At 60.0% G+C, this 17,040-nt stretch carries 15 protein-coding genes; 11 read left to right on the top strand and 4 right to left on the bottom strand.

What is annotated here, in order from left to right:
• Window positions 1–81: 81 nt before the first annotated feature.
• Window positions 82–948, bottom strand: coding sequence for a universal stress protein (locus AC1DIG_RS01080; protein WP_477765752.1), 867 nt, complete (start codon window positions 946–948; stop codon window positions 82–84).
• Window positions 949–1,175: 227 nt separating this feature from the next.
• Here AC1DIG_RS01080 and AC1DIG_RS01075 point away from each other — a divergent pair, with 227 nt between their 5' ends.
• The 3 genes from AC1DIG_RS01075 (at window position 1,176) to AC1DIG_RS01065 (ending at window position 3,927) form a co-directional block, all read left to right on the top strand.
• Window positions 1,176–1,787 carry a MiaE family protein gene (locus AC1DIG_RS01075; protein WP_054597031.1) on the top strand — a complete coding sequence of 204 codons (612 nt, stop codon included), beginning with the start codon at window positions 1,176–1,178 and terminating at the stop codon, window positions 1,785–1,787.
• Window positions 1,788–1,941: 154 nt separating this feature from the next.
• A complete protein-coding gene (locus tag AC1DIG_RS01070; RefSeq protein WP_477765751.1) occupies window positions 1,942–2,649 on the top strand; it encodes a winged helix-turn-helix domain-containing protein in 708 nt (235 codons plus the stop codon).
• Window positions 2,650–3,927 carry an ATP-binding protein gene (locus tag AC1DIG_RS01065; protein ID WP_477765750.1) on the top strand — a complete coding sequence of 426 codons (1,278 nt, stop codon included), beginning with the start codon at window positions 2,650–2,652 and terminating at the stop codon, window positions 3,925–3,927.
• 217 nt (window positions 3,928–4,144) lie between these two features.
• Here the strand turns inward: AC1DIG_RS01065 and AC1DIG_RS01060 are convergent, their stop codons facing one another.
• From AC1DIG_RS01060 to AC1DIG_RS01050, 3 genes are all read right to left on the bottom strand, one after another.
• Complete coding sequence (locus tag AC1DIG_RS01060; protein ID WP_477765749.1) at window positions 4,145–4,948, bottom strand: MipA/OmpV family protein; 804 nt, start codon at window positions 4,946–4,948, stop codon at window positions 4,145–4,147.
• A 91-nt stretch (window positions 4,949–5,039) separates the two neighbouring features.
• Window positions 5,040–5,528, bottom strand: a complete 489-nt coding sequence (locus tag AC1DIG_RS01055) for a GFA family protein (RefSeq protein ID WP_477765748.1) — start codon at window positions 5,526–5,528, stop codon at window positions 5,040–5,042.
• Between the two features lie 151 nt (window positions 5,529–5,679).
• Window positions 5,680–6,174, bottom strand: coding sequence for a Spy/CpxP family protein refolding chaperone (locus AC1DIG_RS01050; RefSeq protein ID WP_477765747.1), 495 nt, complete (start codon window positions 6,172–6,174; stop codon window positions 5,680–5,682).
• 751 nt (window positions 6,175–6,925) lie between these two features.
• On the opposite strand from AC1DIG_RS01050, the gene AC1DIG_RS01045 reads away from it, so the two are divergent.
• The 8 genes from AC1DIG_RS01045 (at window position 6,926) to bcsB (ending at window position 17,038) form a co-directional block, all read left to right on the top strand.
• Window positions 6,926–7,279 (top strand): BON domain-containing protein, encoded by a 354-nt coding sequence (locus tag AC1DIG_RS01045; protein WP_477765746.1) that lies wholly within the window; start codon window positions 6,926–6,928, stop codon window positions 7,277–7,279.
• Window positions 7,280–7,883: 604 nt separating this feature from the next.
• Entirely contained in the window at window positions 7,884–9,425 is a 1,542-nt protein-coding gene (gene bcsE / locus AC1DIG_RS01040; RefSeq protein ID WP_477765745.1) for a cellulose biosynthesis protein BcsE, read from the top strand.
• Complete coding sequence (bcsF, locus tag AC1DIG_RS01035; protein ID WP_477765744.1) at window positions 9,422–9,613, top strand: cellulose biosynthesis protein BcsF; 192 nt, start codon at window positions 9,422–9,424, stop codon at window positions 9,611–9,613. The genes bcsE and bcsF overlap by 4 nt, the downstream gene beginning before the upstream one ends.
• Window positions 9,600–11,228 (top strand): cellulose biosynthesis protein BcsG, encoded by a 1,629-nt coding sequence (bcsG, locus tag AC1DIG_RS01030; protein ID WP_477765743.1) that lies wholly within the window; start codon window positions 9,600–9,602, stop codon window positions 11,226–11,228. Before bcsF ends, bcsG begins: the two co-directional genes overlap by 14 nt.
• Complete coding sequence (gene bcsR / locus AC1DIG_RS01025; RefSeq protein WP_477765742.1) at window positions 11,198–11,440, top strand: cellulose biosynthesis protein BcsR; 243 nt, start codon at window positions 11,198–11,200, stop codon at window positions 11,438–11,440. Before bcsG ends, bcsR begins: the two co-directional genes overlap by 31 nt.
• Window positions 11,437–12,159 (top strand): cellulose biosynthesis protein BcsQ, encoded by a 723-nt coding sequence (bcsQ, locus tag AC1DIG_RS01020; RefSeq protein ID WP_477765741.1) that lies wholly within the window; start codon window positions 11,437–11,439, stop codon window positions 12,157–12,159. The genes bcsR and bcsQ overlap by 4 nt, the downstream gene beginning before the upstream one ends.
• The gene (gene bcsA / locus AC1DIG_RS01015; protein WP_477765740.1) at window positions 12,156–14,750 is read left to right on the top strand and encodes a UDP-forming cellulose synthase catalytic subunit; all 2,595 of its coding nucleotides are present in this window, start codon (window positions 12,156–12,158) and stop codon (window positions 14,748–14,750) included. Before bcsQ ends, bcsA begins: the two co-directional genes overlap by 4 nt.
• Window positions 14,747–17,038 (top strand): cellulose biosynthesis cyclic di-GMP-binding regulatory protein BcsB, encoded by a 2,292-nt coding sequence (bcsB, locus tag AC1DIG_RS01010; protein ID WP_477765739.1) that lies wholly within the window; start codon window positions 14,747–14,749, stop codon window positions 17,036–17,038. The genes bcsA and bcsB overlap by 4 nt, the downstream gene beginning before the upstream one ends.
• Window positions 17,039–17,040: the final 2 nt, after the last annotated feature.

Below are 17,040 nucleotides of genomic sequence, written 5' to 3'. Positions count from 1 at the left end.
TGAACTGAAGCACGGAGCTGCGTTGATTGTCGGCTCCTGCGGGGGATTGTGATCCTGCGCAGGAGCCGCAATCGGTTGCGCTTACTTGCCGCTGGTCACCAGTTCCTCCAGGTGATCCATGATTTCCTGTGGCTTGAGCACCAGTACATCGCTTTCCAGCGAATCAAGCACCACTTCCGCAGTGTTCCCGATCAAGGCCCCCGAGAAACCGGTACGCGCCACGGTGCCGATGACGGTCACCGATGCCTGCAATTTATGCGCAATGTGGGGAATCAGCACATCGGCCGGACCTTCTTCGATATGCAGGTGCTCATCGTCGATGTCGAATTCGGCCTGGAACGCCTTGCACGCTTCACGGTAGCGAGCCTCGATGGTTTCCTTGAGCTGGAACACCGGGTCGGCCGCCGAGAGCATGGGCGACGGATGGGCGCTGATGACGTGCAGATGGGCCTTGGCCAAGTGAGCGATGTCGAAGCCATGATCGACGATGCTCGCATGCAGCACGCGGTGCTCGGGGTCGTTGTTGCCCACGTCGATGGCCGCCAGAATCGTCCCGCCGGTCCAGGGTTTCGAGGTCTTCACCAGTAACACCGGGCTTGGGCACTGGCGCAGCAGTTTCCAGTCTTCCGGGGTCAGCAGGGCTTTCTTCAACGGGTTGTCGTGGAAGTGTTGCTTGACCACTAGCCCGCAACCCTCGGCCTGCTGCACATCAATGATGGTTTCATGCAGGCTTTTGTTCCAGGCCTGCTCGGTGGTGACGCTATGACCGTCTTCCAGCAGGCTGGCCTTGAGCACGCTCAACAGCGCCGAGTGATCATGCTCTTTATCGCAGATCAACAAATGCAGATGCGCCTGGGTGACCCCGGCGATCAGCTTGGCGCGCTTGAGGGCCAGGCTTTCGTTGGGCGAGGGATCAATGACCACCAGGATGCTGCGGATGGCTTGCATGGTCGGAATCTCCGATGAATGAAAAACACGTCGTTGCACAACTATAGTTGCTGGTCGTGAACTCGGGTCTTGATGCATATCAAGTGCCGCGACTGGTGGTCTGCCAACAGGCACGTATAATCGGCACCCTTCGCTGTGAACCTATTGCCCGTGAGCCTCATGTTACTGAACCCTGAAATCGTCGCCGAACTGCCCAATGGTCCTGTTGAACTGTCGGAAGTGAGCCAATGATCCTTCCTGAAATTCACGAATTCCTTGGTTGCCGCACGCCCGACGGCTGGGTTCAGGCCGCACTGGCCGACCAGGAAACCCTGCTGATCGACCACAAGAACTGCGAATTCAAGGCCGCCAGTACCGCGCTCAGCCTGATCGCCAAGTACCATTCGCATGTCGACCTGATCAATTTGATGTCACGCCTGGCCCGGGAAGAACTGGTGCATCACGAGCAAGTCATGCGCCTGATGAAAAAACGCAAGATCGAACTGCGCCAGTTGTCCGCCGGTCGTTATGCTTCGGGTTTGCGCAAAGTGGTGCGCAGCCACGAGCCGGTCAAACTGGTCGACACGCTGGTGGTCGGGGCGTTTATCGAGGCGCGCAGTTGCGAGCGTTTCGAAGCGTTGGTGCCGCACCTCGATGAAGAGCTGGGCAAGTTCTACTTCGGTCTGCTGAAAAGCGAAGCGCGGCATTTTCAGGGGTACCTGAAGCTGGCCTACCAGTACGGCGACGCCAAGGATATTGCACAGGTGATCGACAAGGTTCGCGCCGCCGAGCAGGAACTGATCGAGTCTCCGGACATCGAGTTCCGCTTCCACAGTGGCGTGCCTGCGGCAAGTCTGTGAAAGAAAACAGGCAAATTGTTAAAAACTCTTAAGAACATGAAAGTTCTCTGAAAACCGGCCCGCGAGGCCGGTTTTTGCTGTCTGGCATGTCGGTTGAGGGAGAGATTGGCGCCATAATGCGCGCTCTCAATCATCGGCTCACAGATTGGCAATTATGGACAACCAGGCGTTTGGCAAGGTACTGCTCGTTGAGGATGACGAAAAGCTCGCGGGATTGATCGCGCACTTCCTCTCCCAACACGGTTTCGAGGTGCGCACCGTGCACCGCGGCGATCTGGCGCTGGCGGCATTTCTCGAATTCAAGCCGAAAATCGTCGTGCTCGATCTGATGCTGCCCGGCCAGAGCGGCCTGCATGTGTGCCGCGAGATTCGCAGCGTGTCCGAGACGCCAATTGTCATTCTCACGGCCAAGGAGGACGACCTGGACCACATCCTGGGCCTGGAGTCCGGTGCCGACGATTACGTCATAAAACCGATCAAACCGCCGGTGTTGCTGGCCCGGTTGCGCGCCTTGCAACGTCGCCAGATACCGGAAACTACGGTGCGCGGTTCGCTGGAGTTCGGCCGTTTGCAGATTGATCGCAGCTGCCGTGAAGTGCGGCTGGCGGGTGAGGGTATCGAGCTGACCACCATGGAGTTCGAACTGCTGTGGCTGCTGGCAAGTGCAGCCGGCAAGATTCTTTCGCGTGACGATATTTTGAATCGCATGCGCGGCATTGCCTTTGACGGGCTCAACCGCAGCGTCGACGTGTACATCAGCAAGCTGCGCGGCAAGCTCAAGGACAATCCCAGAGAACCGGTGTGCATCAAGACCATTTGGGGCAAGGGTTACCTGTTCAATCCCTTTGCCTGGGAGCTCTAGATGCTGAGGCTGTTTCTGCGTCTGTACCTCATTCTTGCCGTTGGTTTCGCAGGGGCGATCTGGACGGTCAATTACATTTTTGACGAGCTGCTGCCCGAAGCCAACGAGACCTATAATCGCGAAGCCTTGCGTGGGCCGGCTTACAGCCTGGTCGAACGGCTCCGTCCGGTCACCGGCATTGCGCGCGATGAGCGCCTGGCGGAGCTGAAAACTCACTACGGGCTGCGCCTGAAGCTGGTGCAGAGCAGCGAACTGGATCTCACTGAGCGAGAGCAAAAACTGCTGGCTGACGGTCTGTTGGTCGTGCGCGGGGATTTCAACGAATTTATCGCCAACATCGATGGCGGCTCGCAGTTGTTGAACATCAAACTCCCGGAGGCACCCAAGTGGCTGTATGTCTGGGCCTACGTCTTGCTGGGCGTGTTTCTGGCCTTTGTCCTGTATTTCTGGGTGCGACCGCATTGGCGCGACCTTGAGCTGATCCGAGTGGCCGCGCAACGATTCGGCGATAACGATCTGACCTCGCGCATTCAGCTGTCCAAACGCTCGAACATTCGCGTGCTGGCCGAGCATTTCAACCAGATGGCCGCGCGTATCGAAGGCTTGATTGCCAATCAGCGCGAGCTGACGAATGCGGTGTCCCATGAGTTGCGCACGCCGATTGCGCGCTTGTCGTTTGAACTCGATCAACTCAAGCAACAGGCCGATCCGAGCGAGCGCAAAGCACTGATTGCCGACATGTACGCCGACCTCGGTGAGCTGGAAGAGATGGTTTCCGAGTTACTGACCTACGCCAGCCTTGAACGTGGTGCCACGGTGATCAGTCTCGAAAACATTCAGGCCCACAGTTGGCTCGACAGCGTGGTCGGCAGCGTTGCCCTGGAGGCCGAGGCGGCCGGGGTGCAGCTGTTGATTCGCGCCTGTGAGGTCGACTACGTGCGGATCGAGCCGCGTTTTATGGCGCGGGCGGTGATCAACCTGCTGCGCAACGCCATTCGCTACGCCGAGCGACGGGTGGAGGTGTCGCTGACGCTGGGTGAAGACGGTTATGAAGTGCTGGTCAACGACGATGGCCCCGGCGTGCCGCTGGAGGGGCGTGAGAAGATTTTCGAGCCGTTCTCGCGACTCGACACCAGCCGCGACCGTCGCACCGGCGGTTTCGGCCTGGGCCTGGCGCTGGTTCGGCGGGTGTCGCAATCGCACGGCGGCAAGGTCGACGTCAGCGACTCACCGTGGGGCGGCGCGTCGTTTCGCATGACCTGGGCGCAGGCTGACTAAGTCAGATCTCAGCCTCAACACGTAACCCAACGCATCACACATATCCGATCACCCGTAGCAGCTGGCGCAGCCTGCGTTCGGCTGCGCAGCAGTCGTAAAACCTGAATCCCGCTTCTCACTGTTGAATCCGGTTGGCTGGGTTTACGACTGCTACGCAGCCGAACGCAGGCTGCGCCAGCTGCTACAGGGTGGGGGACGGCTGGCGTTGTGGGGCAACTCAGAAGCTGTATTTCACCTGGCCGGCCAGCGACGTTTGCATCCGTCGTTCGACGATCGGGCTATCCGCTGCGTCGCCATTAAGGTACTGCATCGCCAGCACCGTCGAGAATTCAGTCTGGTCGTTGATCGGCACCGCCCAGGTCAACGCTGCGCCTCGGCTGACCATCCCGCCATGGGTGGCGTAGGCGCGGAACTGGCTGCGTGACGCCTGGGCCGTGCTCACGCCGTACCAGGTCCGCACGTAGTCGGCATCGCCGAACACACTATTGAGGCTGCCATCCAGACTGCCGTATTCGCCTTCATAGAGGTTGGTGCTGATACTCAACTCCAGTCGGCTGTAGGCGGAATCGGTGTCGCGGTCGTCATCGCTCTTTTTCAGTGCGTGCTCCAGCGTGGCGCCGACGACCACCTCGCCCAGGGTGTAGTGAATGCTGGCGCCCAGTTGCGGGCGGGATTTGATCGAGCCCATGCCGTCCAGGCGGTCCGAACCCTTGAACCTCGACTTGCGGTCCTTGCGCGTTTCACTCAGGCCAATGTAGGTGCTGAATGCCAGGTCCCCCCATTCGTTCTGCCAACCCAGACCGCGTTCGGTGTCGAGGAAGAGGCCATAAGGGCTGACAATCTGGCCACCCAGCAGCGGTGCAGTCACGCGTTCAGCGCTGCCACTGTAGCGCGGCGCGTTGGCCACACCGGCCTGCACGCTGTAATGCCAGCCTTCGGCCTGCACGTAATCGGTCGAGGCCAGCAGGCAGATGGACGTAAGCGAAAGACAAAAGGTTTTGCGGTTTTTCAGAGCAAGCATGAGGCACCCGGCAGGGATTAGGAGGCCATCATGCTAGGGGCGTACGGGCGGGCAATCTTTGGGAGCTTTGTCGGGAAACTGTCAAAGACTGTTAACGGCTCAGGCCCAGCCGCTCGTGCCACTCGGCGATGGATTCTTGCGGGTAGACCTCGAACTGCTGATCGCCGGGATGTAGCTCGACTTCGACCCACGGGGCTTTTGAACCGAGCATCAAGTGCGTGTGTTCTGGCGGCACCGGCAGCGGGGTGTCGATGGCCGAAGCGAAGGGGTGAATCAACTCGGGCCATTCAGGGCTGAACAACCACAAGCCACTGCCGCAGAGCGAACAGAAGTGCCGTTCGGCGCTGCTGCTGTGGGCGCGCCGGGCGCCGTCATCCTTGAGGCGCGCGTGATAGATCGAGATGTGTCTGCGGCCGCGGACCTTCAGGCTTTTCGCTTCGCCGCCGAGGTTGATCGCATAGCCACCCGAGCCTTGGGTCTTGCGACAGATCGAGCAGTAACAACGTTGATACGGGTAGGGGTGGGCACTGTTCAGACTGAACGACACCGCGCCGCAATGGCAGGAACCTTCAAGCTGCATGGCAAACCTCCAACAGGTCGTGCGGATCTCCTGGAACAGCCTAGCTGTCGAGCACTATTTCACTCCTTGGCATCAGCCTCTGCAGGTCGCTGCGTTCCAGCGCGAACCGATCCCGCAGTGGTCGGTTCGGCTGGTTGAGGACTCGGGCCTGTCAATGGGTTTTTTTCGCGGCCTCGAGCCGGTCCTCGCGTTTTTCCTGTTCATTGCGGAACAGTTTGTCGGCATTTTTTTTCTGAACGTCGGAAAACGTGCCATACAGAGCGCTAAACGTCGTTGCAAGCTTTTGCATATTGTCCGCGTGCAACTGGGCTAATTTGGCATAGGAGGCCATTGCATCATCGGCGCTCAACGATGGCAGCTTTTCCGCTCGCTCCAGAAAGGCTGTATCGGCGTTGTGCGCGTTGTCGCGTATGGTTTGCGCGTAGGCCTCCCATTGAGCTGACTGCTTGTCGGTGATTTTCAGCTTGGCGTGCAGTTCCTTGATCCTCTTCTCCACAACATCCATATGCTTTTTGGCGTGAGTGGCAGCCGTCTGTGACGATGCAGCAGGACTGCTTGCAGTCGTCGTTTGTGCCGAGACAGAAGTGCTGAGCAATGCCAGCATCAACGCTGCCGGCATAGCCGCTTTGAGTACGAAGTTTTTCATGTCTTTATATCCGGATTGAGTTGTCGAACTGACGACCGTTGCAGGGGATATATCAGCGTGAGCGGCGGTCGCTCGGGTTTCATGCGGCTTGGGAACTTAATAGCCGGGTGGAGGATATCCATAGGAGTTGTACGAATCGGGATAGTCTGGCCTTGGGTAGTACCGGACGCCCGGTGGCGGGGGTGGAGGGGGTTGCCGGTAAATCACGGCAGGCGGTGCCTGTACCGCACCCGCAACCACTGCTCCCAATACTGCGCCAACGAGTATCGCCCCCAAATCGTTGCTGCCACCCCCGCGATAATCACCGCCACCGCCGCCGCGATAGTCACGACGGTTGTCATGACCTCCACGATAGTCGCGATGGTAAACCTGCCGTCCGTAGCCGTCCCGCTGATAGTCGTGTTGCGCTTGTGCCGGTAGCGCGGCCGCTGCCACCGTAACAGCGACGAGCATTACTGCCAGTCGGCGGAATAAAGGTATTTGCGAATGCTGAGTCATGAATCGTGCCTCCTTGAATGAGGGAATCACTGAACCCCTCCGTCCACTGGATGAGCAGGAGAATCGCAACCGTCCTGATATGGCGGCAATCTGCCTTGTGTCAGGTTGACTTAGCTACCGGCGCGGGTCTGTTCGGTAGCGCACCCTTGCGCCCGGTACAGAGCGATTAAAACAGACTGGCTGGGGGACAGCGCTCGGACCGCGACGGCCGCACTATAATTAATCTGTCGATGACACGAGAGAGGGTCCAATTATGAAAACTCACTCCTTCCAGCATTACTCTCATAATCTGGGAATGGCCGTTCACGACGCGTGGATTACTACCCGGGTGAAATCGGCCCTGACATTTGCAGAGCCGACTCTGAGCATGCATGTCAATGTCAAAACCCATGCAGGTACGGTGGCGTTGAGCGGTCGCGTCAACACCCATAAAGAATGCGAGCGGGTGGTAGAACTCGCCCGTTCGGTGAATGGCGTCAACGAAATCGATGCCAAAGACTTACTGACGCATGTGTTCACTCCCGGGCATCTCCCCGAAGCGCCCAACGCTGAAGAGAGCGCCGAGTATCGGCCTCAATCGTCTGAAAAAAAGATGGACGACAAATAATGCTGGCAACTGTGTGAACGCCGCGCTCCCGGTTGGGAAGCGCGGCGCAGGGTAGAAGCGTCCGCTGCTTTTCGACTGGATATTAGAGACTCAATGCGCTCGAAAGCTGCTCCCGGCGTAGTTCCGGAAAGGGCAGTGAGAGGCAGAACCGCGAACGGCAATACGGTACATCGGCTATGGCGAGTGACGGCATGATCATGGAGACGCCATTCCTTTGATCGCCAATAAAATGGCGGAAATATGGGGTTTTACCGTTTGCTCGCAATACTTGATCATGTTTGTTACGACTTATTGACAGTGGCAGTCCGACATCATCACAATTGCGCGCCATTATCGAGGTGAAAAGAGAGTTTGCGGGGGTGATCGGCGGAAAAAGTGACGTCTCGTTTTTTTCTGGCCGCTCTATACTGCCTTGCAAGTTCGCTCCCTGAGTATTACCGGGAACAGCCCGTCAGTGCGGCATCCTATTTGCTAACTAAGTTTGACGCTGAGTTTTGCTCGGAACGCTGACACTGGTTGTCAGAAAAATGACTCCTTTGCAACGCTGTGTCGGAGAGAAGGTGCTTATCGCACCGCATTCGGTTCAAACGGAAGGGAACTACATTTGAGTCAGGTCACCTTAGGCATCCGTCATCTGCGAGATGAGCAAATATTGTTGCGCAACGGCGGGCTTTATTGGGTGGCAGTGGATCAGATGAGCGATTCTGCCGCGCTGGCGGTCCAGTGTCTGGCAGCGATGCCGGCCGATGCGCAAGGGATGTTGGTGTGCTGCGGGCATTCAAGTCAGGACCTGGCCCAGAAGTTGGCGGCAGATACCGGTCCTGGTCAGTTGAAGCTGTTTGACATCAACAATGACGACATCGGCCTGACCCTCAAATCACTGGTCGGCGAGCTGACCCGTGCTGCTCCGGTTACCGGCACTTCCATTGTGCTGATGCTGCCGGAAAGTGCATGGCAGAGTGACGTCGCGCCAGAGCTGCGGCATTGCTGCCGGTCCCTGAGGCAATGGCTGGGCGCACGCCAATGCTCCCTGCTGGTGATCAGCCATGGCCAGGCGCCTCAGTTGCATGAAGGTTTGTTGCGGCTCAACGATACGATCTCCGGGCTCGCTCAGCTCTATCGCCGTGATGGTGGTATTCGCTATCAATTGCACTACTGGCACAGCGAGCGGGGCGTGTGCAGCGGGCAGGAGTTCGAGCTCGAGTTGCAGGTGCACGGTTTTGCGCTCTCGGTCCATGAGCAGACCAATGTGCAACTGACCCATACCGATGACCAGCGCATCTACCTGACCCAGCGATCAGTGCTTGAAGGCTCGCCGCCGCTGTCGGATCAGTGGCGGCTGTTCGAGAGCCGCGAGGATTTGCTCCAGCAAGCCAGCCACGCTCGTGCGGCCAGCATTATCGTGGCCATCGACAGCAACCTGCAGGTCGAAGAGCTGGCCCGTCAGATTCACACCTTGCGCGAGCGCTGTGGTATCGCGCTAAAGATCATCGTTCGCGAGATGGAGCCCTGCCTGCGTTATCGGGACGAGCGTTTGCTGGTGTCCTGCGGTGCCAACATCACCGTGCCCTATGGGACGACTCTGGCGCACTTCTTCAGCATCATCGACAGTGCTCAGGGCCAGACCTGGCGCCGGAGCCGCACCACCGATTTCCAATCGCTATTCGAACGTCTGCGGCCGCCCGCCGAGCGCGGGCTGTTAACGCCCCAGGAATTCATCGGCATGCTGGAGCGCGTCTATAACGGCGCCTCTGGAGAAATCAGCCACCAACTGCTCAAACTGATGCCGCGCGGTGGCCTGGAAATCGAGCAGTACTTGAGTCAAATCGGCTTGCGTCGTTTCGGTGACGTCGCCTGCGTGGTCAACGGTGCCTTTTATCTGTTCCTGTTTGCCTGTCGCGCGGACGGACTGGAACCCGCATTGGGGAATATCTGCCGGCTGGCCTGGCGCGATCTCTTCAGTAGCTTCCAGATTCTCCACGGCGTTGAAGCGTTGCCGCGCGAGGATTTCCTCTCGGCACCCTTGCTGCCTCCCACGTTCGTTCTGGCAGAAGAACGCACGGCCGGTAGCTCCGCCGAAGCTGCCGGCCGTGCTGCCTATTCACCTCAACGCACCACGCTGCCCATTACGGATCTTTGTTCATGAGTTATTCCGAGCTGATCCAGGTGATTGGCCTCAGCAGCCTGCTGACCCTGGCACTGATCGTGGTACTGATCAGGTTCGGTCGCCATTTTCTGTCCGTCGTGCAGGGTCTTTTGCCCCCGCGTTATCTGAAATCCCGTGGCGTGCGTCGTCGCGCCCCTGTCCAGAGCGAGCCCCATGAGCCGGTTTGAAGTCATTAACCCGGCGTCAGTGCGCGTCTGGCCGGGCCTGGGTCCCTGGAATCTGTATTTCATCCTCAAGTTCGTACTGCTGTGGGCGGGTTACCTGAACCTGCAAGTATTGCCAAACCTGGTATTCGCGGCGGCGTTGCTGCTGCCATTGCCGCATCGTTATCTGCGCATCTTGCGCACAGTCATTGCGATACCCGTGGGTGTTGCGCTGTTTTATCAGGACACCTGGCTACCCCCGTTCAGCCGCCTGCTGGACCAGCCAGGCGTGCTGGATTTCAGCGGTGCATACGTGGTCGAACTGGCGGGGCGTTTCATTGACTGGAACCTGTGTGCGTTGCTGGCGGTGCTGGTGGTGGTCTATGCCTTCGTCCGGCACTGGCTGCGACTGACCACCTTGAGCGTGCTGGGTTTAGCCTGGCTGGCCAGCGCCAATGTGCTGGCCCTGCGCACCAGCAACGAGCCGGTCGCGGCGCCGGCCGGCGGCGCTCCCACCGCAGCGGTGAGCACCGCCGCTCCGGACAGCGCGACACTGGAAGCCTACCTGCAGAAGTTCTATAGCACCGAGGCCGGGCGGCAGGTGGAGTTCAAGCCTGCGAGTTCTGCTGCGCAGCCTTTCGATCTGTTGCTGATCAATATCTGTTCCATGGCCTGGGATGATCTGGAGTCGGTGGGCCTGCGCGATAACACGCTGTTCCAGCAGATGGACGTTATTTTCGACCGCTTCAACTCGGCCACTTCCTACAGCGGCCCGGCGGCCATCCGCTTGTTGCGCGCCAGTTGCGGGCAGGTTCCGCACAATCAGCTCTATGGCACCGCCCCGGAGCAGTGCATGTTGATGGACGATTTGAGCAAGCTGGGCTTTTCCAGCGAAGTGATGCTCAACCACACCGGGCAGTTCGAAGGCTTCCTTGACGAAGTCCGCGCCCAAGGATCATTGCCGGGTCCCGCGGTCAGTACCAGCAAATTGCCGCGTGCCTTGGTGGGCTTCGACGGTTCGCCGATCCTGCGCGATGCTCAGGTACTGGACACCTGGTGGAAGCACCGCGAAGCAGAAAAGAACGATCGCGTGGCGCTGTTCTACAACACCACCACACTGCATGACGGCAACCGTATGCTGACCGCTGATGGCGGCACCAGGAGCAGCGATTACAAACCGCTTGCCCAGGGGCTGATCGATGACCTCAATGGCTTCATCAAACAACTGGAGGTCAGCGGCCGTCGGGTGGTGGTGGTGATCGTGCCGGAACATGGCGCGTCGCTGCATGGCGATCGTATGCAGATAGCCGGCATGCGCGAGATCCCGAGCCAGTCCATCACCCACGTGCCGGTCGGCATCAAGCTGGTTGGCATGGGGCATAACCCCAGTGCTGCACCCCTGCACATCACCGAACCGAGCAGTTTCCTGGCCCTGTCGGAAATCATCAGTCGCTTGTATAGCGCCCAACCCCAGGCGGATGGCCAGGGGCTCAACTGGTCGGCTCTGCTGAGTAATCTGCCGCAGACGGCGGCAGTCTCCGAAAACGCTGGCACGGTGGTCGTTGACTACGCCGGAAAACCTTACATACGAATCAAGGAGAAAGCAGGATGGCTGCCTTACCCACAGCGCTTCAAGTGAAAGCCAGGGTGCAGTCGCGTGCGGATCGTGCCGATGACATCGCCCGCCTGAAACTGGAGCTTGAGCTGCCCGAACTGGACTACGTGGACACTTCCGCACAGATCGAATTGCAAAAGGCCCTGCATCGCTGGCCGCTGCTGGCGGAGATGGAACGCCTGCAACCGGCGGTCCTGCCGATGATACGTGAGTCCGGACTGGAGACACTGTCGTGACCGCACTTAGCCTGCGCGGTCTGCGCGGCGGTGTCGGCACCAGCTCGCTGCTGGCGGCCACCGGATACGCATTGCATAGTCTGGGCGAGCGCGTGCTGCTGGTCGACATGTGTCCGGAAAACCTGCTTCGCCTGCACTTCAATGTCAGCTTCAGCGAGGCCAGTGGCTGGGCGCGCGCCATGATCGAAGGGGAGGGCTGGAACACCCAGGCCTGGACCGTGGAGCCGGGATTGAGCGTGTTGCCCTACGGCCGCCTGAAACGGGTAGAGCAGGATCAAATCGAGCAGCGCCTGCTGAACGAGCCGAATCTATGGCGCCGCCGACAGGCCAGCCTTGCCGAACACTTTGACTGGATCCTGTTCGATGTGCCCTTGCGACTGCCCGGTCATGCTTGTGTCGGACCCTGTGCGTTGCGCCTGCAGATTGTCGAGGCGGATGCTGCCTGCCACGTGCTGTTGCAGCAGGAGGAAGCCCCCCGCGAGCATCTGCTGATCAACCGTTTCGACCCGGTCAGCCAATTGCAGCGCGACCTGCTGCTGATCTGGCGCAAACAATATGGTGCCCGCCTGCTACCTCTCAACGTGCATCAGGATGAAGCGATGCGCGAAGCCCAGGCGTTCAAGATGCCGGTGGGGGCTTATGCCGAGGCCAGTCTGGTTGCCCAGGATGTGCTGAGCCTGGCCACCTGGTGCCTGACCCGACGCTTGGGGACAGCATGATCGCCCGCGTCTTCCCTTATGTTCACCTGCGTCGGCGCTATGACTGTGCGCCACCAGTAGCGCTGCTGCTGGCGACAATGAACGCCCTGGCGTGGTTGCTGTTGCGTCTGGAGTCACCGAACTGGCGCGCGGTGCTCGATCAGCCAAATCGCTGGTATCCACAACTGGTCAACAAGGCACCGAGCCTGGGCGACCCGTTGCGCTATGCGGTGCAAAGCCTCTGGCTGGTGCTGGTTCGCCCGGTTATGCCGCGGGTGTGGAGCTTGTCGACTCCAGCCTGGCTCAAGGTCGTCGGAGCGCTGTACCTGCGACTGTGGACGCGGATTGGCAAGGTGCTGGAAGAGTTGCCCCGGCGCGCCGAGGCCAGCCAGCAGATTCGCCAGAGCAGCCATTGGTGGAAAGGTCTGGAGCGTCACAACCAACGACTGGTCAACGCGGCCATCGGTGTCGTCGCCTTCATTTTTACGTTGCTGTGCATCACCGAGCCCTTTGGCTACGTCGCCCAGTTGGTATTCGTCTTGCTGCTGTGGGGCCTGGCCATGCTGGTGCGGCGGGTTCCGGGACGCTTTCCGACGTTGTTGATGGTGGTGCTGTCGACCATCGTCTCGTGCCGTTACCTGTGGTGGCGCTATACCTCGACCCTGAACTGGAACCAGCCCCTGGACCTGGTGTGCGGGATGATCCTGCTGGTGGCCGAAACTTATTCCTGGGTAGTGCTGATCCTGGGGTACATCCAGACTTGCTGGCCCTTGGGCCGCAAACCGGCGTCGCTGCCGCGCAACACGCGCCTGTGGCCCAGCGTCGACCTGTTGATCCCGACCTACAACGAAGACCTGTCAATCGTGCGGGGTACGGTGTACGCGGCCATGGGCATCGACTGGCCGGCCGACAAGCTGAACATCTACATTCTCGATGACGGCAGACGCGAGAGTTTCCGCCAGTTCGCCGCCGAAGTAGGGGTGGGCTACATCACTCGCAGCGACAACCGTCATGCCAAGGCCGGTAACCTCAATCACGCGCTGAAGCAACTGAACGGCGAACTGGTCGCCATTTTCGACTGCGACCACATACCTGTGCGCTCATTCCTGCAAATGACCACCGGGGGTTTTTTGCGTGATCCGAAACTGGCGCTGGTGCAGACCCCGCACCATTTCCTGTCACCGGACCCCTTCGAGCGCAACCTCAATGTATTCCGCGAGCACCCCAACGAAGGCGAGCTGTTCTACGGGTTGATTCAGGACGGCAACGACATGTGGAACGCGGCGTTTTTTTGCGGCTCATGCGCGGTGCTGCGACGCACCGCGCTGGACGCGATCGGTGGCTTTGCCGTCGAGACGGTTACCGAAGACGCCCACACGGCGCTACGCCTGCACCGCAACGGCTGGAACTCGGCCTATATCAAGTTGCCGCAAGCGGCTGGCCTGGCGACCGAAAGCCTGTCAGCGCACATCGGCCAGCGCATTCGCTGGGCCCGTGGCATGGCGCAGATCTTCCGCACCGACAACCCCTTGCTCGGAAAAGGCCTGACCGTCTTCCAGCGCATCTGTTACGCCAACGCGATGATGCACTTTTTGGCCGGCCTGCCGCGCCTGGTGTTTCTGCTGGCGCCGCTGGCGTTTTTGTTCCTGCATGCCTACATCATCTACGCCCCGGCGCTGATGATCCTGTTGTACGTGCTGCCGCACATGATCCACGCAAGCCTCACCAACTCGCGGATGCAGGGCGCCTATCGTCGGACTTTCTGGGGTGAGGTGTACGAGACCGTCCTGGCCTGGTACATCGCGCGCCCCACCACCGTGGCACTGTTCAACCCCGGGAAGGGCAAGTTCAACGTCACCGCCAAGGGCGGCCTGATGGAGCAGAACCAGTTTGACTGGAAAATCGCCCAGCCGTACTTGCTACTGGCGTTGCTGAACATTACCGGCCTGGGTTTTGCCGTCTGGCGTCTGATCTGCGGCCCTCGCGACGAGATTGTCACCGTTGTGGTGAGCATTCTCTGGGTGGTCTACAACCTGCTGATCATCGGGGGCGCCATGGCGGTCGCCGCTGAAGTGCGCCAGGTTCGCCAGACCCACCGGGTATACGTCAAGTTGCCCGCTGCAGTGCGCCTTGAGAGTGGTCACTGTTACCCAGGCATGTTGCAGGACTATTCCGACGGTGGCGCAGGCATCCAGCTCGACACCCCGCTGACGCTGGCGGTGGGTGGGAGCATCTCGCTGATGATGCAGCGCGGCACTCGCGAGTTCCTGTTTCCGGGCTATATCAGTCGCAGCCACAAGAACTTCATCGGCATCAGCTTCACCGGCCTCAATGCACAACAGAAAGTCGACTTTGTGCAGTGCACGTTTGCCCGCGCCGACGCTTGGCTCAACTGGGGCGAAAATTTCACCCCGGATCGCCCGCTGCAAAGTTTTGTGGACATTCTCAAACTTGGCGGCACCGGTTACTTGCGCCTCTACGAATACCTGCCTGCCTGGATCCGCCGAATCGCCGGCCCGCCTTTGCGAATGTTGCGCTGGTTGGTCAGTTTCCTGCCGCGGATGCCAGCTGCTGCCCCAGTTTCCAACTCCCCATCAGTGAGCGCACCATGAGCCGCTACTTCAGCAAATCCCTTGTTGTCAGTCTGGCGCTCCTGGTCGCCGGTTACGCCCAGGCCGCCACCGCACCTGTGCCTGTTGCCCCGGTCGCGCCGGTAGCGGTCAGTAACGTACCGAGCTGGAGTACTGCGTACACCTTCGAACAGCTGGGCCGTCCCGCCGACAGCCTGTTGCTGGGTATCCATAATAGCGACCAGATCGAGTTCAGCCTGCGCCGCGATCGCATCGCCAGTGACGCGAAACTGCAGCTGGAGTACACGCCGTCGCCTTCGCTGTTGCCACAGATCTCGCATTTACGCGTGTACCTCAACGACGTGCTGATGAGCGTTGTGCCGATCGAGAAGGACCAGTTGGGCAAGAGGGTCAACCAATCGGTAGCCCTTGATCCGCGTCTGATTGCGGACTTCAACCGGGTACGCCTGGAGTTCGTTGGGCACTACACCGATGTCTGCGAAGACCCGGCCAACAGCACACTATGGTTGAACGTGGGGCGCAGCAGTCAGATCCAATTGCAGGAGCAGGCGCTAACGCTCAAGAACGACCTGGCCTATTTCCCGATGCCTTTCTTCGACATCCGAGGCCAGGACAAGCCGGTCATCAATTTGGTCTTCGCTGCTGCGCCGACCCTGGGCGAGCAGCGTGCAGCCGGTATCCTGGCGTCCTATTTCGGCAGCCTGGCCACTTGGCGTGGCGCACAGTTTCCCGTGCTGTTCGACCAGCTGCCGCCCGCCGATGAACGCCATCGCGCCAAGTCGGTCATTGTCTTCGCCACCAACGATCATCGCCCGTCCTTCCTGGCGGACACAACGTTGTTCCCGGTGGTGGATGCGCCTGTTGTACAGATGATCGACAACCCGCAGGATCCCTACAGCAAGGTGTTGCTGGTGCTGGGTCGCAACGACGATGACCTGGCTGTGGCTGCCCGCGCCCTGGCCTTGGGCGCAGGCGCGTTCCGTGGCTCGCGCGTGACCGTCAACAAGGTCGAGCAGCTCAAGCCTCGGGTGCCTTATGACGCGCCAAACTGGATGCGCACGGACCGCTCGGTACGCTTCGCCGAGTTGATCAAGTACCCCGAGCAGCTTCAGGCCAACGGGCTGCAGCCACGGCCCATTACGGTGGACGTGAATCTGCCGCCTGACCTGTTCGTCTGGCGTAACCAGGGGATCCCGCTGCAAACCAAGTTTCGTTATACGCCACCGTCGGCCAACGACGAGTCGCACTTGACCATCAGCCTGAACAATCAGTTCATCACCAGCCTGCCGCTGCTAAGCAAGACCGACAGCCGTCTGGAGGAGCTGCGCCTGGCGGTGTTGTCCAACGAGTCGGCGAACCTCAGCGACAAGCTGCTGGTGCCGGCACTGAAGATTGGCGACCACAATACCCTGCGTTTCGACTTCAACTTCGCCAGCACCTTTAGCAGTGCCCAGCGCGACCGTTGCCAGACTTCGCTGCCGGTGAACAGCCAGGCCGTGATCGATGAAGAGTCGACCATCGACCTGTCCGGCTACTATCACTACATCGCCATGCCCGACCTGCGCGCTTTTGCCCGAGGCGGATTTCCATACAGCCGCATGGCTGACCTGTCGGAAACCCTGGTGATGGTTCCGACCCAAAGTCGTCCTGTGCAACTGAGCACGGTGTTCGAGACCATTGCCGGAATCTCTGCGCGCTCAGGCCTGCCAGCGTTTGGCCTGCGGTTTCTGGACCACTGGGACGACGCCAGGGCAGATGCCGATTTGCTGGTATTCGGCGCCATGGCGCCGGGCGTGGGCGATGGTGACGATGCCAATCTGGTGCTGGACAAGACGCGTGCCTGGCTACTCAAATCGTCCAACGAGCAGAGCGGCAAGTCGGCCCGCGCCGGCCAGTTCAGCGATGAGCGCGACCTGGGTGCCAACCGCGTCGACGTCAGCGCCCAGGCGCCGATCGCCGCCATCGTCGGCTTGCAGTCGCCGTATCACCAACAGCGCAGCATCGTGGCCTTGCTGGCGAGTGATGATGCCGATTACCAACTGCTGCGCGACACCTTGGGCGACACGGGGAAAATGGACGCCGTTACCGGTTCCGTGGCGCTGATCCGCAGCAGTGGCGTAGACAGCAGTTGGGTGGGCCAGCAGTACTTCGTCGGCCACCTTCCGTGGTGGCTGCTGCTCTGGTACCAATTGTCCGAGCACCCGATCCTGCTGGCGGTAATGGCCACCATCAGTGTGCTGCTGACGGCGTTCCTGCTGTGGCGCGCACTACGTTGGGCTGCCCGTCGTCGCCTGGCTGGTCAGGAGTAGTC

This window comes from Pseudomonas sp. 05N431, assembly GCF_056397005.1.
The sequence above is the reverse complement of the archived record's forward strand: the minus strand, read 5'-3'. Positions and strand labels throughout refer to the sequence as shown.

What these genes read in the sequence shown, in the direction of transcription:
- AC1DIG_RS01065 (WP_477765750.1), top strand. Translation starts at nt 2,650, where the DNA reads ATGCTGAGGCTGTTTCTGCGTCTGTACCTCATTCTTGCCGTTGGTTTC.
- bcsR (WP_477765742.1), top strand. Translation starts at nt 11,198, where the DNA reads ATGGCTGCCTTACCCACAGCGCTTCAAGTGAAAGCCAGGGTGCAGTCG.
- bcsB (WP_477765739.1), top strand. Translation starts at nt 14,747, where the DNA reads ATGAGCCGCTACTTCAGCAAATCCCTTGTTGTCAGTCTGGCGCTCCTG.
- AC1DIG_RS01045 (WP_477765746.1), top strand. Translation starts at nt 6,926, where the DNA reads ATGAAAACTCACTCCTTCCAGCATTACTCTCATAATCTGGGAATGGCC.
- bcsG (WP_477765743.1), top strand. Translation starts at nt 9,600, where the DNA reads ATGAGCCGGTTTGAAGTCATTAACCCGGCGTCAGTGCGCGTCTGGCCG.
- AC1DIG_RS01075 (WP_054597031.1), top strand. Translation starts at nt 1,176, where the DNA reads ATGATCCTTCCTGAAATTCACGAATTCCTTGGTTGCCGCACGCCCGAC.
- AC1DIG_RS01060 (WP_477765749.1), bottom strand. Translation starts at nt 4,948, where the DNA reads ATGCTTGCTCTGAAAAACCGCAAAACCTTTTGTCTTTCGCTTACGTCC.
- bcsA (WP_477765740.1), top strand. Translation starts at nt 12,156, where the DNA reads ATGATCGCCCGCGTCTTCCCTTATGTTCACCTGCGTCGGCGCTATGAC.
- bcsF (WP_477765744.1), top strand. Translation starts at nt 9,422, where the DNA reads ATGAGTTATTCCGAGCTGATCCAGGTGATTGGCCTCAGCAGCCTGCTG.
- AC1DIG_RS01055 (WP_477765748.1), bottom strand. Translation starts at nt 5,528, where the DNA reads ATGCAGCTTGAAGGTTCCTGCCATTGCGGCGCGGTGTCGTTCAGTCTG.
- AC1DIG_RS01050 (WP_477765747.1), bottom strand. Translation starts at nt 6,174, where the DNA reads ATGAAAAACTTCGTACTCAAAGCGGCTATGCCGGCAGCGTTGATGCTG.
- AC1DIG_RS01070 (WP_477765751.1), top strand. Translation starts at nt 1,942, where the DNA reads ATGGACAACCAGGCGTTTGGCAAGGTACTGCTCGTTGAGGATGACGAA.
- AC1DIG_RS01080 (WP_477765752.1), bottom strand. Translation starts at nt 948, where the DNA reads ATGCAAGCCATCCGCAGCATCCTGGTGGTCATTGATCCCTCGCCCAAC.